This is a genomic window from Fibrobacter sp. UWB12 (assembly GCF_900142485.1).
Taxonomy (GTDB): domain Bacteria; phylum Fibrobacterota; class Fibrobacteria; order Fibrobacterales; family Fibrobacteraceae; genus Fibrobacter.
The window spans coordinates 46,496-62,035 of the sequence record NZ_FRAZ01000007.1 but is presented as its reverse complement, the minus strand read 5'-3'; the positions used below and the strand labels follow the sequence as shown (position 1 = coordinate 62,035).

12 protein-coding genes are annotated in these 15,540 nt (G+C 48.6%); 6 read left to right on the top strand and 6 right to left on the bottom strand.

Annotated elements, in window-relative coordinates:
* Positions 1 to 16: 16 nt before the first annotated feature.
* From BUA34_RS11620 to BUA34_RS11610, 3 genes are read right to left on the bottom strand one after another with little or no spacing between them, the layout of a single operon-like run.
* Positions 17 to 748 carry a Spy/CpxP family protein refolding chaperone gene (locus BUA34_RS11620; RefSeq protein ID WP_072829787.1) on the bottom strand — a complete coding sequence of 244 codons (732 nt, stop codon included), beginning with the start codon at positions 746 to 748 and terminating at the stop codon, positions 17 to 19.
* Positions 748 to 1,089: a hypothetical protein gene (locus BUA34_RS11615; RefSeq protein ID WP_072829785.1), complete on the bottom strand. Its 342-nt coding sequence runs from the start codon at positions 1,087 to 1,089 to the stop codon at positions 748 to 750. Before BUA34_RS11615 ends, BUA34_RS11620 begins: the two co-directional genes overlap by 1 nt.
* Positions 1,082 to 1,627, bottom strand: coding sequence for an RNA polymerase sigma factor (locus BUA34_RS11610; RefSeq protein WP_072829783.1), 546 nt, complete (start codon positions 1,625 to 1,627; stop codon positions 1,082 to 1,084). The genes BUA34_RS11615 and BUA34_RS11610 overlap by 8 nt, the downstream gene beginning before the upstream one ends.
* Before the next feature lie 127 nt (positions 1,628 to 1,754).
* Here BUA34_RS11610 and BUA34_RS11605 point away from each other — a divergent pair, with 127 nt between their 5' ends.
* Genes BUA34_RS11605 through BUA34_RS11595 form a run of 3 tightly spaced genes read left to right on the top strand, consistent with a single transcriptional unit; the run spans position 1,755 to position 4,062 of the window.
* Positions 1,755 to 3,287, top strand: a complete 1,533-nt coding sequence (locus BUA34_RS11605; RefSeq protein ID WP_072829781.1) for a DUF1538 domain-containing protein — start codon at positions 1,755 to 1,757, stop codon at positions 3,285 to 3,287.
* Between the two features lie 8 nt (positions 3,288 to 3,295).
* The gene (locus tag BUA34_RS11600) at positions 3,296 to 3,709 is read left to right on the top strand and encodes a hypothetical protein (protein WP_072829779.1); all 414 of its coding nucleotides are present in this window, start codon (positions 3,296 to 3,298) and stop codon (positions 3,707 to 3,709) included.
* A gap of 2 nt (positions 3,710 to 3,711) precedes the next feature.
* The gene (locus BUA34_RS11595; RefSeq protein WP_072829777.1) at positions 3,712 to 4,062 is read left to right on the top strand and encodes a P-II family nitrogen regulator; all 351 of its coding nucleotides are present in this window, start codon (positions 3,712 to 3,714) and stop codon (positions 4,060 to 4,062) included.
* An 18-nt stretch (positions 4,063 to 4,080) separates the two neighbouring features.
* Here BUA34_RS11595 and BUA34_RS11590 read toward each other — a convergent pair whose 3' ends face one another.
* Entirely contained in the window at positions 4,081 to 4,767 is a 687-nt protein-coding gene (locus tag BUA34_RS11590; protein ID WP_072829775.1) for a DUF3800 domain-containing protein, read from the bottom strand.
* A 250-nt stretch (positions 4,768 to 5,017) separates the two neighbouring features.
* Positions 5,018 to 8,668: a methionine synthase gene (gene metH / locus BUA34_RS11585; RefSeq protein WP_072829773.1), complete on the bottom strand. Its 3,651-nt coding sequence runs from the start codon at positions 8,666 to 8,668 to the stop codon at positions 5,018 to 5,020.
* 267 nt (positions 8,669 to 8,935) lie between these two features.
* Between metH and BUA34_RS11580 the strand changes: the two genes are divergently transcribed.
* Complete coding sequence (locus BUA34_RS11580) at positions 8,936 to 12,061, top strand: fused MFS/spermidine synthase (protein ID WP_072829770.1); 3,126 nt, start codon at positions 8,936 to 8,938, stop codon at positions 12,059 to 12,061.
* A 129-nt stretch (positions 12,062 to 12,190) separates the two neighbouring features.
* Here the strand turns inward: BUA34_RS11580 and BUA34_RS11575 are convergent, their stop codons facing one another.
* Positions 12,191 to 13,009 carry an outer membrane beta-barrel protein gene (locus tag BUA34_RS11575; RefSeq protein WP_072829768.1) on the bottom strand — a complete coding sequence of 273 codons (819 nt, stop codon included), beginning with the start codon at positions 13,007 to 13,009 and terminating at the stop codon, positions 12,191 to 12,193.
* Between the two features lie 288 nt (positions 13,010 to 13,297).
* Here BUA34_RS11575 and BUA34_RS11570 point away from each other — a divergent pair, with 288 nt between their 5' ends.
* Together BUA34_RS11570 and BUA34_RS11565 are read left to right on the top strand one after the other, a co-directional pair.
* Positions 13,298 to 14,083: a hypothetical protein gene (locus BUA34_RS11570; RefSeq protein ID WP_072829766.1), complete on the top strand. Its 786-nt coding sequence runs from the start codon at positions 13,298 to 13,300 to the stop codon at positions 14,081 to 14,083.
* Between the two features lie 138 nt (positions 14,084 to 14,221).
* Complete coding sequence (locus BUA34_RS11565; protein ID WP_072830001.1) at positions 14,222 to 15,502, top strand: hypothetical protein; 1,281 nt, start codon at positions 14,222 to 14,224, stop codon at positions 15,500 to 15,502.
* The last annotated feature ends 38 nt before the right edge of the window (positions 15,503 to 15,540 follow it).

The following is a 15,540-nucleotide window of genomic DNA, read 5'->3' as shown; positions in this document are numbered from 1 at the left end:
TGCGTTTTATAAAGTCTTAATCGCGAGGTTGACCGTTGTCGTGTTCTGGGCCGTGTTCGCCTTTGTGGTGCTTGTCGTGCTTCATGTGTTCGAACTGCATTGTCTTGAACTTTTCCAACTGTTCCTTGGTAAGAATCTTGTTGAAGTCCTTGACTCCCTTAATTCTGTGGTTGAGCAAAGCTTCTTGAGCCTTGAGAATTTCAGCTTTGGCGGCTGCAATTTTCTTGTCGTCGTTGGCATCGAGTGCTTCGCGGAGAGACTTTTCAGCTTCTTTCTTTTGCTTGCGGAGTGCCTTGAACGTAGAGTCCGTAACGCGACGCTGCTGTTCGAGTGCGGTCTTCTGTTCGTGGGTCACTTGCAATACAGAGTCCATGAAGGCTTCGCCCTTCTTGAAATCGAACTTCTTGTCGAAATCTTTGCCCTTGAAATTCGGATCGCGCGGCGGTTCACCACGGAAGTGGTCGCCCTTGTGGTGGTGTGGGCCTTCACCGAATTCTTGACCGTGGCGCATGCAGTGTGGGCATTTGCAATCCGGGCCGCAAGGGGCTTTCTTCTTGCAACAATCTGCCTTTTTCTTGCAGCAGTCTAAATTCTTTTTGCAGCAATCGCCAGGCTGGAATTCGCAAATTCCATTTTTAGAGCAAGGCGAGAAACCTGCGTTGTTGAATGCGAATGCTCCAATGAAGAAGCCAAGAGAGCAAGCGAAAATAATCAAGCTTGCAAAGAAGGTTTTAGTGGATGCGTTCATTATTTTGTCTCCTGTAATAAATAGCTGATGGAAGTGTATGTATCCAAATTTTCAAGTTCGTCATCGCTCGTTTCACCGAGTTCGCTGTACCACGAGACAAGTTCATCGGATGCGGCGTTCGTTATGAGGAGCGTTTCGGAGTCCATGCGGTTGAATACCGTAAAGACGGCGAGGAACGAGACAACTATAAGGCTTGCGGCGAGGGCGTACATGGTTCTCGCCTGGATGAATTTGATAAACTTTTTCTGGTTCGAAGAATCGAGTCTTGCGCAGACCTTTTCCCAAGAATCTTCTCTGGGCTTGATTCTATCGAGTTTTGAAAAATCGATTTGATCACGCATAGTTCACGTTCTCCTGTAAATAGTTCTTGACAACAGTACGTGCACGACTGAGCCTAGCCTTGATGGTTCCTTCGGGCATGTTGTAAATCTCGGATAAGTCCTTGATACCGAGGTCTTCGGCATCTTTGAGCCAAAGCATGCTTCGTGTTTCGGCAGAGAGCTTTGACAGGCCAATTTCCAAGAGTTCCGGGTCGTAATCCGTTTGTTCCTCGTGCTTGCTCCCGAGTGCGGAAACCGTCACGAGCTCGATATGTTCCTCTTCGAGTTCGGCGTGGCGCTTTTTGGAGCGTAGCCTCATCAGGCATTCGTTGACGGTGAGGCGGTACAACCAGGTGTTGAGTGCGCTCTCGCCGCGGAACTTGTTGATTTTCCCTGGAACTGAAACGAAAATGTCCATCAGCACATCTTCGGCCTCGTCGCGGTTTTTGAGCATTCTGAACGCCAGGTTCAGCACGTTTGTACTGTGGGCTTTCCACAGCATGCCAAGCGCTTCGCGGCTACCTTCTTTGATTTTCTGTATGATGACTTTTTCGTCCATTTCGTTATTTTTGATGCATGGGGGTGGGGGTAGGTTGCATGGGTTTTGAAATTTTTTTTGAAAAGGAGGTGCCCGCTCGGAGACGGGCATGACAAGATGAGTAAGAAATAAAATATATTTTAGAACGATGCAAAAAATCCTTTTTGAAAAATTAAAAGAGGCTTTTGCCTCCGTTTTGCCCATCACGCTTATTGTGTTGCTGGTTTCGCATACTCCACTTGTCTCTTTTTCGGTGAAGGAACTGGTTGTTTTTTCGATTAGCGCTGTTTTTTTGATTGTGGGGATAGGGCTTTTTAATCTGGGCGCTGACCTGGCCATGACGCCGATGGGGGCGTATGTGGGGTCTGGGCTTACCAAGTCGCGGCGTCTATTGCTACTAGTTTCGGTATGTTTTGTAATGGGTGTTCTCATTACGATTGCGGAGCCGGATTTGTCTGTGCTTGCAGAACAGGTGAAAAATGCCGTAAAACCGATTTTGCTCATTTCGACAATTGGTGTTGGTGTCGGTATATTCTTGTTGCTTGCGATTTTGAAGATTGTATTCAAAAAAGACCTTTCGCTGATTATCATTTTCTTTTACATGGTGTTGTTCATGCTCGGGATGCTTATGGTGTCTGTCGGGCGGAATGCGTTTGTGCCGCTCGCGTTTGACTCGGGTGGTGTGACGACGGGGCCGATTACGGTGCCGTTTATCATGGCTCTTGGCGTGGGTGTCGCAGGTGCGATTGGTGGTAAGAATGCATCGGAAAACAGTTTCGGCTTGATTGCGCTTTGCTCCGTGGGTCCGATTTTGGCTTTGATGGGCTTGGTCGTTTTTTCGAAGGGCGATTTGACTTATGAACTTTCGACTGCGGCGTATTCTATTGAAGCTAGCCTTGGCGAACACTTTTGGCCGGTTGTCTGGACGGTTGCAAAAGAGGTGTTTATTGCGCTTGCGCTGATTGTTGCCTCTTTCTGTGCTCTCCAGTTTACGGTTCTGAAGCTCCCGATGGCAAAACTTGTGCAGGTGGGCGTTGGAATTTGCTACACGTTTATAGGGCTTGTAATTTTCTTGACGGCGGTGACGGTCGGGTTCATGCCGATTGGTTTTGAAATTGGCCGTGAACTGGCTGCGCGTCCGCATGCGCTTGTGACGGCGGGCTTTATCATTGGTATGGTGGTCGTGCTTGCAGAACCGGCGGTGCATGTGCTCAACAAGCAGGTTGAAGAGGTGACGGGTGGCCTTGTGACCAAACGCTCCATGCTGATTGCACTCTCGGTTGGCGTGGGTATTTCGATTGGCCTTTCGATGCTTCGCATTATTATCGGATTCCCGATAATCTATTACCTCTTGCCGGGTTACTTTATTTCGCTGGGGCTTTCGTTCTTTGTGCCGAAACTTTATACGGCGATTGCGTTTGACTCCGGTGGCGTGGCAAGTGGTCCGTTGACTTCGAGCTTTATTCTGCCGTTGGCAATTGGCGCGTGCTCCGTGATTCACGACGGTGGCGATTCGATTTTGAATTATGCTTTTGGCATTGTGGCGATGGTCGCGATGACTCCGCTCATTACGATCCAGGTGCTTGGCTTCAAGGCGATTGTGGCAAGGCTTTGGCGCAATAGAATTATGATGCGTCGCTTGCAAGATGCCGATGATGAACAAATTATTGACTTTGTGTAGAGGCTGTTATGGTTGAAACTGTGAAAAAAGTTTTGAAAAGAAGTACGCCTCAGAAGGTTCATTCGAAAGTTTCGATGAATCGCTTGAAGATTCTCGTAACAACGGTGAACCGCGCAAAGGCTGACTTTTACATGGATTACATCCAATCTTTTGGCGCAAATATGCAATTCGTGTTTTACGGGCATGGAACTGCACCGCGTGAAATCATGACGGCGCTTGGCCTTGCTGATTCGGAACGTGCCGTGATTATAAGCATCATTGGCGAAGACCATGTGCCTGCTGTTTTGGAATGTCTTGAAGAAAAATTCAGGACGATTGTGAATGGAAAGGGGATTGCCTACACGATTCCGATGTCGAGTGTGATTGGCAAGTCCGTATTTAACTTTTTGAGCGACAACCGTTCTCAGGTGGGGAGAGGATAATCATGAAAGCGAATACACATGAATTAATTATTTGCATTGTGAATAACGGATTCTCTGACACTGTGATGGAGGCCGCTAAAGAGGCTGGTGCTCGTGGCGGCACGGTCTTGAACGCCCGTGGTACGGCGAACAAAGAAGCGGAAGCATTTTTTCATATCGCTATCCAGCCTGAAAAAGAAGTGGTGATGATTCTTGTGCCGCTGAACGTGAAAGATGCTGTGTTACATGCTTTGTACGAAAAAGCAGGCCTTGATACGATGGGGCAGGGAATCGCGTTTGCACTCCCGGTCGATAACGTGGTGGGGCTCACGCCGTGGAAGGTGGAGCACAAAGCACCAGAAGAGAAAAAGTAAGGGAACTTTTCGCGTTAATTATTCCAAAACAAATAAACCGTGATTTTGGCTATTCTCTTTATCAAAGCAACTTTCAATAATTGAATAATACGAATTATCATTGTGTACAAAATAACGGTATAGGGAGAAAGCTACTAAATCGGCAATTTGGATAGAACGAGATATCGATGATTCCAAAAATAATGGAACTTCAGCAAAATTATTTAGTTTTTCATTCCAGCGGTTCCCTAACGTTTGGTATATTCGTGACCAGTTCTGGTATTGATTTTCCCTTTTTGACTTATCAAAAATACAAAGACCCCTCGCAGAATCCCCATGCTTAATAAACTTTCTCTTTAGGAACTTGTCAAACCGACTCGTTAATTGCGAAAATAATTCCTCCGACACACTTTCTTTTTTGTTATTCACGACAGCTCCAAATAAAATAAACTGGCGAGGGTAATTCGCCTTTATGTAGCTAAGGCTTTCTTTTAATAAAGTTTCTCTTGTTTGCTTGGGTACGCTTCGCCAAAATCCTTTCCCGCTTCTTATTGGACTAGCGTGCAATTCAATATCGGCACGCCCTAGATATTTTTCCATAATGGTATCAATTTCTTTTTGAATCCAATATGTTTGGTTTTCGTATGTTGCAAAACCTGCTAATACGCTGTATTTGGCATTGGGATCAGAGGCGACTCCTGAATCATCTGCATACAACAGATACATCAGCCCTCCAAAATAAAAGAGAGCCAAGCAGGATAACCTGACGCACCGCATAAAGGCAGTACTCTTGACTCTGATATATTTAAGATAAATAATAATTTCATCAGTGTCAATGATGCAAAAAACATGCCAACAGAAAAATTGCCGTTTTCACGCGAAAAACGGCAAATTGCAATTTGCGAAAAAGTGATTAATCGATTTAATCACTGATTAATCAATTTATAATGGTTATGAAAGTTCGACGTTTTTTCCGTTACACTTTCACATTGAAGTATTCGATTTCGGGGTGGCTGATGTAGAGGCCGCTGACGGAGGCTTGCGGGTACATGGCGCCATTTTCAGTGAGGCTGATGCCTACGCTGCCAAAGTCGATGAGCTTTGCAATGTTGAAGATTTCCTTGATGTTCGGGAGCACGGGGTAGCCAACGGCCGGGCGGATGCCCTTCCAGCCGCTTGTGCGTTCGAGTTCTTGGCTCAAGTATTCTGCGCCTGCTTCGGCGAGGCGATCTGCAACGGTCTGCATGAGGAGAACGTCGTAGTCGCTGCCGCCCTGTTCGGCTTTCAGCTTTTCTAAACGCTTGACGAACGTGTCGCTCATGGTCACTGCAAATGCACCGACGATGTCGCGGAAAACGTCCTTGCCTGCGGGGGATGCGAAAACGCTTGCGGTATTTGCGTTTGCCGGAGCGATGTAGTCGCAGAGGGCAAGGCAAGTGCCTTCGGGATTCTGCTGGCGCGCAGTTGAAACTTCCACGAGGTCTTCATCGGTGCCTGTGCGGCCCGTGTTGAAGATAACGGATTTTTCAGTACCGGCGGCAGGGTAGAATGCTTGAACGGCGCGGAGTGCGTATTCGGGCTTTGTGAGCGACTTGATGAGCGCTTCGGCGTCGGCCTTGAGTTTTTTCGCCTCTTCTTCGTCCGGCTTGATTTTCCAAGTGAAGAAGAAGTATTCCCAGCTGATGAGCGGGATAATCTTTTCGATAGGAATCGGCGGGAGCTTGCTTTCGCCCATGAACGGCGGTTCTACTGGCTGGTACTTGCTCCAGTCGCATTTATAGCGGCGTTCTTCCGGTGTGGAGGTTGCTGCGGCCATGGCGTTTGCAGCCTCGGTCTTGATGCCGTTTTGCTTGTCGCGGATGCGTTGTTGCTCTTCGCGGTTTTCTTGAATTGTCTGTTCGCGGGTGGCGGGGTCGAGCAATTTCTGGGCGAGGCCCGGATTGCTTGCTGCGTCGCGCACATGGAAAACAGGGCCGTCATAGCATGGAGCGATTTTCACGGCGGTATGCGTGGGCGAGGTGGTGGCGCCTCCGACAATAATTGGAATGCGCTGACCGGCGGCTTGCATGGCCTTTGCGACCGTACACATTTCTTCGAGAGACGGCGTGATAAGACCGGAAAGGCTCAAGATATCTGCTTTGTTTTCAATCGCGGCCTTGACAATCACATCTTCAGGAACCATCACACCGAGGTCTACCATGTCATAGCCGTTACAAGCCATAATCACGGAAACAATGTTCTTGCCTATATCGTGCACGTCGCCCTTGACGGTTGCGATAACGATTTTACCGCGGCTCGATGCGTTTGCGTCCTTGCCCGCTTCGATGTAAGGCTGCAAAATTTCCACAGCCTTTTTCATGGTACGTGCGGTTTTGACGACTTGCGGGAGGAACATCTTGCCTTCACCGAAACGACGGCCGACTTCGTTCATGCCGTCCATGAGTGGGCCAGAAATAATGCCGACCGGGCTATCGCCGCGGTTGATGAGCTCCATCAAATCCGGTTGGAGCGTTGTAGATGTTCCCTTGAGGAGAGCTTCTTGCAAGCGTTCTTCGGGCGTGGTGGGCTTGGCGTCAGCAGCTGCGTTGCCTTCGTCAGAAGATGTGCTTGCGCCTGTGCTTACGGCGAAAATGGCTTTCGGATCGTACTTGGCGCCTGTTTCTTTGGCGGCTGCGGCGGCAGCGTTCATGCGGCTTGCAATTTCAATGAGTTCTTCGCTTGCTTCCGGTTCCGTGTTGAAGATGACTTCGGTAATCGCCATGCGGAGTTCAAGCGGAATCGTCTTGTACTTGATAATGGCACTCGGGTTCATGATGGCCATGCCCATGCCGTTCGGGATGGCGTAATGCAAGAACGTTGTGTGCATCGCTTCGCGCAAGTAGTTGTTGCCGCGGAATGCGAACGAAAGGTTCGAAAGACCGCCCGAGATGCGGACGCCGGGGAGGTTGTCCATAATCCAGCGGACAGCGCGGATAAAGTCAATGGCGTAGGCATTGTGTTCTGCCATGCCGGTAGCGACTGTCAAAACGTTCGGGTCGTAAATGATATCGGAAGGGTCGAAGTGCAGCTGCTTCACCATGATATCGTAAGCGCGGGATGCAATTTGTACGCGACGCTCGTAGTTGGTGGCCTGGCCTTCTTCGTCGAAGAGCATCACGATCACGGCGGCGCCGAGGCGCTTCACGGTGAGCGCGTGTTCGATAAACGCTTTTTCGCCCATCTTAAGCGAAATCGAGTTCACGATGCTCTTGCCCTGGATGCATTTGAGGCCTTCTTCGATGACTTCGAAGCGGGAGCTGTCGACCATGATAGGCACGCGGCTTACGGCCGGGTCCGATGCTATCAAGTTCAAGAATGTGCGCATTTCGGCGGTCGCATCGAGGAGGCCGTCGTCCATGTTGACGTCAATGACGTCGGCGCCGTCATCGACCTGCTTACGGGCAATGTCGAGCGCTTCTTCGTAATTCTTCTCGTTGATGAGGCGCAGGAACTTCTTGGAGCCCGCGACGTTGCAACGTTCGCCGACCTTCACGAAATCATCGGCATTGCAGCTGTCGGCGCCGTTGCTCGGGCGAACCTGTTCTCTGAACAACGGTTCGAGCCCCGCAAGGCGGAGGCGCGGGCTAGTGACGTACTTCGGCGCGGGTTCACGGCGCTTGTAATCGGCCGGGAGCGCATCAAGCATCTGGCGCATCGCGGCGATATGTTCCGGAGTCGTACCGCAGCAACCGCCAATCATGTTTACGAGCTTGTCGTCCAGATAAACGCGCATCAGGCGCACCATGTCTTCGGGCGTGTCGTCGTAACCGCCGAACTGGTTCGGAAGACCTGCGTTCGGATGGCAGCTGAGGTAGCACGGAGCGATGGCTCCCATGCGGCGGAGGTACGGCACCATGCCGTCTGCACCGAGACCGCAGTTTAAGCCGATGGAAAGCGGATGCATGTGCATCACGCTCACGGCAAATGCTTCGACGGTCTGGCCCGAAAGCGTACGGCCGGAGGCGTCGCTCACGGTCATCGAGAGCATAACTTCAATCGGCTTAATTTCGGCTTCGGGAGTGCCTGCTGCTTTTGCGGCTTCAATGCGCGCATCGTTTGCCTTGCTGTAAGCGCTGAGGGCTGCCTTCGCGTTCAGCGTATCAAAAATCGTTTCAATCAGGATGGCGTCAACGCCTTCTTCCATGAGCACGGAAATTTGTTCCAAGTACGCATCTTCGAGTTCGTCAAAAGTGATGGCGCGGCTTGCCGGGTCGTTTACGTCTTCGCTCATGGAAAGCATCTTACTTGTCGGGCCGACGTCACCTAAGATATAGACCTTGCGGCCGTACTTCTTGAAGCCTTCTTCGGCGGCCTGCTTTGCGATTTTCACGGAAGCGCGGTTCATCTCGGCGATGCGATGTTCCTGGTGGTATTCGTGTTGGCTCACGCGCTGGCTCGAGAACGTATTCGTGGTGAGGCAATCCACGCCTGCATCCACGTAACGACGCTGGATGTCGAGAATTATCTCGGGCTTTTCGATGGAGAGCATATCGTTGTTGGCGCCCTTAATCCCGTAAGTCTGGATAACAGAGCCCATGCCGCCATCGAGCAGCATCATCTTTGATTCAAACGCTTCGCGAAGAGTCATTTTGATTTCCGTGTTTAAAATTCGAATTTATGCGTATATTTGCTTTTATGCATAAAGATAGAAAATGCTCGGATTGCTGTCACGAGCCATGAACCCATAATACCCTAAATTACATATTCCTATTGAAATGGTATGTAGATTAATCGGTTGAATGATTTCAATGACGGCTGCGTGTGCTTTTTATCTAAAAGAAAAGTCTTTAAAAAGTTACAATGAAAAAGCGTTGCGGGTGATTTATAACTACTTAATTAGTATAGATTTGCACTCATGAATATCGTTATTTACGCGCTTTTTGCTCTCTCTGGTTTTGCGGGTCTCATTTACGAGGGGTCGTGGGCCAGGTACCTTAAACTTTTCCTCGGACATTCGAGCTATGGTCAGGTGCTCACGCTCTGCATTTACATGGGCGGGCTTGCGATTGGCAGTTTTGTCGCGGGCAAACTGGTGGAGCGCGTGAAGAGGCCGCTGCTCGGGTACGCGGCGGTGGAACTTGCAATTGGCATTGGCGGCATCATTTACCACCCGATGTACATTTGGCTCACGGATTACTTTTACGATTCGAATTTTGTGGCGGGGTTGAGTTCGCGCGGAGCGGAAATTCTGAAGGTGGTGCTGGCGACGGGTTCGACGCTCCCGATTGCGATTGCGGTGGGTATGACGTTCCCGTTCATTGCGGCGGGACTTATGCGAAAGAGTGGTGCCGAAGTTTCGCTCCCGATGCTTTACTTTACGAACAGTCTCGGCAGTGCAATTGGTATTTTGTTCACAAGCTACACGTTGATTCCTGTGCTAGGCAATCATGCAACGCTTTGTGTGGCGGCTTCGATAAACTTCTTGTTGGCGGCAGTGTTCTGCTATATCGGCTATACGGCGCCTTCGACGCATGAAGAAGAACTTGAAGAGGAGGGCGCTGGGGCGCTGGCAACGGCTGGCGGGGATGCGGCGAGTGTTCGCGAAATGCGCGCGGAACCGCTCAATGAAGATTATGTGGCGGAACACAAGCTTGCGATGCCTCCGAAGAACATGTGGTTCTGGATAGCGGGAATTACGGGCCTTACTTCGTTTGTCTATGAAATTGTCTGGATCCGTTTGCTTTCGCTGTTGATGGGATCTTCGAGCCACAGCTTTGACCAGATGCTTTCGGCATTTATTCTTGGCCTTGCGATTGGCAGTGCCGTGAGCGGAAAGCTCTTGAAAAAAGATTCGCTGGTGGTGCTTTCGCTCGCGCAGATTTTCATGGGATTCTTTGCGCTTTGCACTCTGTATTTTTACAAGCCGTTCTGGGAAGGCATGAACATTGCAAACCAGATTTTCAATACGACGAATGACGGTTATGTTTGCTGGAGCATTTTCAAGTACGTACTTTCGATTTTGTGGATGGTGCCGACGAGTTTCTTTGCGGGCATGACGCTCCCGCTGATTACGTTGATCTTAACGCGTGCGTTCAAGAGCGAGGCTCCGATTGGTAAGGTTTACGGCTGGAATACGGTCGGTTCGATTCTCGGTTCTGCCGGCGGTGGACTTTTGCTGTTGCCGCTTTTGCAGCTCAAGGGTTCGCTTGTGCTCGCGGCTGTACTCGACTTTATGATTGGCTTTGTCTTGCTTGTCATTTATCGCAAAAAGTTTCGCTATAGCGTGCTGTTCTACGTGATGACGGCGATTATGATTTTGCCTTCGTTCTTTGTGAATTTTGATCCGCACATGATTACGTCGGGTGCGTTCCGTGCGTTCAAGAATTTGCATCCGGATGAGAAGATTATCGTGCGTGACGGCAAGACGGCGACAATCAGCTTCCACGAATCCGACGTGCATTATTACGTGAAGACGAACGGCAAGGCCGATGCGAGCATGAGCAAGAATCGTGAACGCCCGATTGAAGGCGACGAACTCACGCAGGCGGCGACTGCATTTATGCCGATGGCCATGAAGGACAAGCCTTACGATGCAGCAATGGTCGGCTTTGGAAGCGGCATGGGTGCGCATTACTTGCTTGCCGACCCGCTGGTGCGCGATTTTGACTGCGTAGAAATCGAAGAAGAAATGATGAACCTCGCTCGCGGATTTTATCCGTGGAACGCTCGTGGTTATGATGACCCGCGAATTCACATTTTCATTGATGACGCACAGACGTTCTTCCTCACGAACCGCCGCAAGTACGACTTGATGATTAGCGTACCTTCGAACCCGTGGGTGAGCGGTGTCGCAAGCTTGTTCAGTCATGAATTTTACACCAAGATGCGCCGCTACATGAAACCGGGCGGACTTTGGGTGCAATGGATCCAGACATATGAATTCAATGACTTGCTGTTCCTCAACATCTTGAAGGCGCTCGACGTGACGTTCCCGTACGTGAGCTTGTACAAGGCTCCTGAGGAACCGGACATTATCATAGTCGCTAGTGACGAACCTGTGATGCAGCGTGCAATTGGGCGCTTCAGCACGGATTCAACGCTCGTGAAGGAATTCAAGCGCATCCACCGCGAACCGGATTTCTTTGGCGAACAGAATTTCCTCTTTACGTCGAAGATGATTACGTCGCTCCTGGATGGCGTGGAACCGAATAGCACGTTTATCCCGATTGTCGACAACAAGGCTGAAGAAGCTCGCTTCGTGCATTCGAATGCACGCATTGTGCAGGTGTTTGACAGCTGCGAAATTTGCTGGCCGGAATATTTGGACTCGGCAGATTATGCGTTGCGCCGCCCGATAAAGGTGCAATCCATGCTCAAGGCGGGTACGGACAAGTACCGCGAACGCGCTTTGCTCGCTTATATCAAAGAAGTGAAAAAACGCAAAAAGGCGTTCGATGGCATCTCGGCGATGCTTGACGCGAATGCTGACGATTCTAACAATGATGCGGATTCCGCGGCTGTCTCTTCTGCAGAGGTCTCTTCCGCTGCGGTTACGATGACGGTTGCCGGTGAGGAAAAAGCAGAAGATTCAGCGACGGCGGTGGATAGCCTCGTTCGCCCGAAATTCAAAGTGGATGAAACTTCCCCAGATTGGAAAAAATTCCGCGAAGAGTATGTGGAATGGATGCGTGGCGTGCCGATGGAAGCTCGCGACACGAACAAGGTCTATGTTAAGGTTCGCAAGCTTGTGAATGCGGGTGCATTGCCGGAATCGTTCGTGGATGAGTTCAACATCATGGAAGCAGCCCGCGCCAAGAATTACAGGCTCGCTGCGGAATATGTTGCAAAATTCTACGAGAAGTACGAAGTCGCTGCGATGGATGAATTCTTCTTGCGCAACGCAATTCTGATTGCTTTCCTTGCACACAACCCGACGCTTGCTAACGTGCTTTACAAGGAAGCGATCAAGCCGCACGAAGAATTTGCCCCGATCGAGAAACTCCTCATCCAGAAGGAAATCCCGAGACTCCGCCGAAAGTAAGTGCCCGTGTGGTGTCCTGGGCGAGGCGAGCGTTGTTCAGTTATAAAAAAAGGAAGCGTTTGACGCTTCCTTTTTTGCTTTTCATAGTTCTAACTATTGACTGGTGACCACTGGCCAATAACTATTCGATTAGAACAAGAATGCGATACCGACGTTGGTGTAGAACGTGAGGAGTGTCGAGTTCGCAAACGACTGTTCCACCGTCAAGCCTTGGTTCAGCAAGTTCGTAAAGCTCTGGACAATGCGGAGGTTCAAGTGAACGTTACGCGTGAGCATGTAGCCGCCTTCAAGAGCGAGGCCCACTTCCATATTCGTCGAAACAAATGTGTTGGTGCTCTTGTCTACGTTTCCGGTGACCACGCCGCCATTAGCTTCGGAGCTGAATTCTGTATCGCCCATTAGCTTAAGCCCGAGGTGCAAACCGGCGGCTGCAAAAAAGTCGTATTGTTCGAACGTGTAACGGAACATGATCGGAAGCTCAAATAGCATAATGTTGAGCTTTGCCTTGTTCGTGTAAACGCCCATGTTTTTTTCGTAATTGTACTGACGGTAGTTGAACGTAAGTTCCGGCACGAGGCTGAAGTTCTTCGAGAACATGGAAATCTTGATGATAAGACCTGCACCGGCGTTCCAACCTGCGCCCCACCCTTCGGAATTGGAACCGAGGAATGTGTTAAAACCACCCTGTAAACGAGCTCCCAAGAAAACAGATTGCGAAAAGCCTTCGCTACGCTGCTTACTGATTTCGGAGCGGGAAGTCGTCTGCGTCTTGTATCTTGCGTATGCGCTGGCATATTCTTCGTCGTTTGCGAATTCGCTGTCATTCGATCCGTCGTAAGAACCGGACTGTTTGTTTTCTGACCAACCCGAATTGTTGGAGTCGGCAGAGACCCATTCGTCATCGTCGGAACTTTGAGCGAATGCACTTGTGGTAAGTGCTAAAACCATGGACGCGAGTAAGCAAGATTTTCTTAAAAGCATGGCGAAATTATAACAAATCGTGGAGGTTCAACGAGTTAAAAATATTTTAATACGGCTGAAATAAAAAGAAAAAAATGTTTACAGAAGGGCGGAAATGCGCTATTTAAAGGGAATAAAGGCTAATTGGGATGAAAAGTCTCTATTCCACCTAGAGCCGTTCTCTTGTTTATCATATATTTTTGATAAAATTTTAAATAAAATGACGCTTAATGTGCTATTTTATCAAGTAGTATTTAAAAAGGAAGGGCCCTTTTTATGTTCAAAAGGAATCGTGTTTCTGTGCTGGCTATGCTGGCGTTTTTCTCGTTGTTGCCGTTCACGGCGTGCAATGACGATATCGTAAGCGGTCCGTTTCAGCCAATTGCGGAATCGTCTTCGTCGGAAACGGGCGCTGTGGAGTCGTCGGCTCAGGAGTCTTCTAGCGATGTGGTTTCGAGCAGCTCGGAAATTTTGCTGTTGGAATCGTCCAGCAGTTCAGAGCCTTTGCCGCTTAGTTCGTCGAGCAGTATCAAGTCTTTGATACCTGAATCATCGTCTGCGACTCCGGAATCTTCGTCGTCTGTTAAATCTCCGATTGACAGAGTATGCAATGATGAAAACGAAGGTGAAGTCGATTCTTTATGGACAGGGAATGACGGTAATCCTAGATTCCGTTTTGTGGGTACCGAGGAGTATTATCGTTGCGAAAAGGGCTCGTGGATTCATGGAGATAAGTGGCTCGCATGTGATACGACCGGACTTACGCCGGGGGCGGTTTGCTCCAAGACGGAATGGATGGCTGGATTAGGATCTACTGAGTATTTCTACACTTATGAAGGAGGTGGCATTTGGAGTACTTTGGGTGCTTTGAGTGATGTGCCTGGCGGTATTATGGACAGAAATCGTATAGTTGTGCCCAAAGAGTGTTCCGCTGAAAATGAAGGCTCGCTAGAAAAGATGACGTTGGGAAATGAAACAGGCAATGTGGTCATTCTTTTTAAATGTGTAAGCGGTACTTGGAATAGAGTAACCAATGTTGATTCGGGTGAAGATGCCCCGTAAAGTTTCTCTAGACTTGCAAATGAGCCTGGGCAAATGCCTGGGCTTCTTTTTTTCTTACAAATTTTTGTAAAAATGGTTTTTGAAATTGTGAGTTTGTATTTTACTGATAAATTTTGGAACATAATGGGAGTTGTTTTTATGTTCGGAAGGAATCATGGCTATGCGCTAGCGATGCTTGCATCTTTTTCGTTTTTGTCTTTTACGGCATGCAGCGACGATGTGGTGAATAACCCGATGCCCATGGCAACCGAATCTTCGGCGGCTGAATCTTCGAGCAGCGAAACCTTTTCAAATCCAATATCTTCTAGTGATGTGGCTTCGAGTAGTTCTGAAATTTCGAGCGCGTCAAGAATCGTGAATTTAACGCAACTTTCAAAGTGTGATGCGCACAATGAGGGCGCTGTCGATTCGATATGGAATGGTAATGCTAAATATGGCTTTACGATTAATTATTATAAGTGCGAAAAGGGCAATTGGTATGAGGCGGAGCCGGTTGCCGCTTGCGATACTGCGGGTGTATCTGTAGGGAGTCTTTGTAATGTGCATATTTCGGAGGGCGGCTTTTACTGCTGTGGCGACCGTTGGGGAAAATGCTATGAATATGCGGGAAACGGTAAATGGAATGAAAGCGATTGCTTAAAAGCACCTGCCAAAGAATGCAATGCTGAAAATGAATGGGATACTGGAAAAATTACATATTCAGATGGATATACGGAATACTATCAATGCTTGCGTAATGTGTGGGAACTCGTAGATGAAGTTGTTTATAACTGCACGACTAGTAAAATTGTTGAAGGAGATACTTGCTCGTTTGAATCTCAAGGCGAAATGCACTACTATCTATTTGAGGATGGCTATTGGCATGAAAGTAATTTTGACCCTAAATTGGGCGCATGCCCGATTCGTGAATACGCGTATTATAGACAACGTTTTAAAGAATCTGATGGTGCGTTCTATTATTGTGGTGAAGGTAAATGGAAACCCACAAAACTTATTCCGCAACAATATACGGATCCTCGGAAAAAGGGCTTGACTGACGAGGAATACGATGTTCTGGATTTGCCTAAAGAAGCTTCTGTAAATGATCGTGCTGCAGGCTTGCTTGAAGATTGCTGGGATAAGGATGTTCTCTTGGCGCAAAAGCTAGAGCATAATTATGATATCGGTTTTCAGTATAGTTATTGCTTGCCTCAGAATTATTATCGCTACCGGGAAGATGGAACTTGGACTTTGGAAACTACAGATGAAGAAATTGCTGACGAACTACTCCATAACACAGTGTGTAGCAAATCTGAAGACCCCCAAAGCGTTCGGGATACGATTCCTGCTAGTCGATATCGGTTAAGCCGTGTTGTTGGATGCAAGGATAATTCTATTGTGAGAATCTCCTTTATTTATCCAGAGAAAAAGGCACAGTAAAAATTGAAATTCTTTTTCGCTTACATTTATTAGAAAAT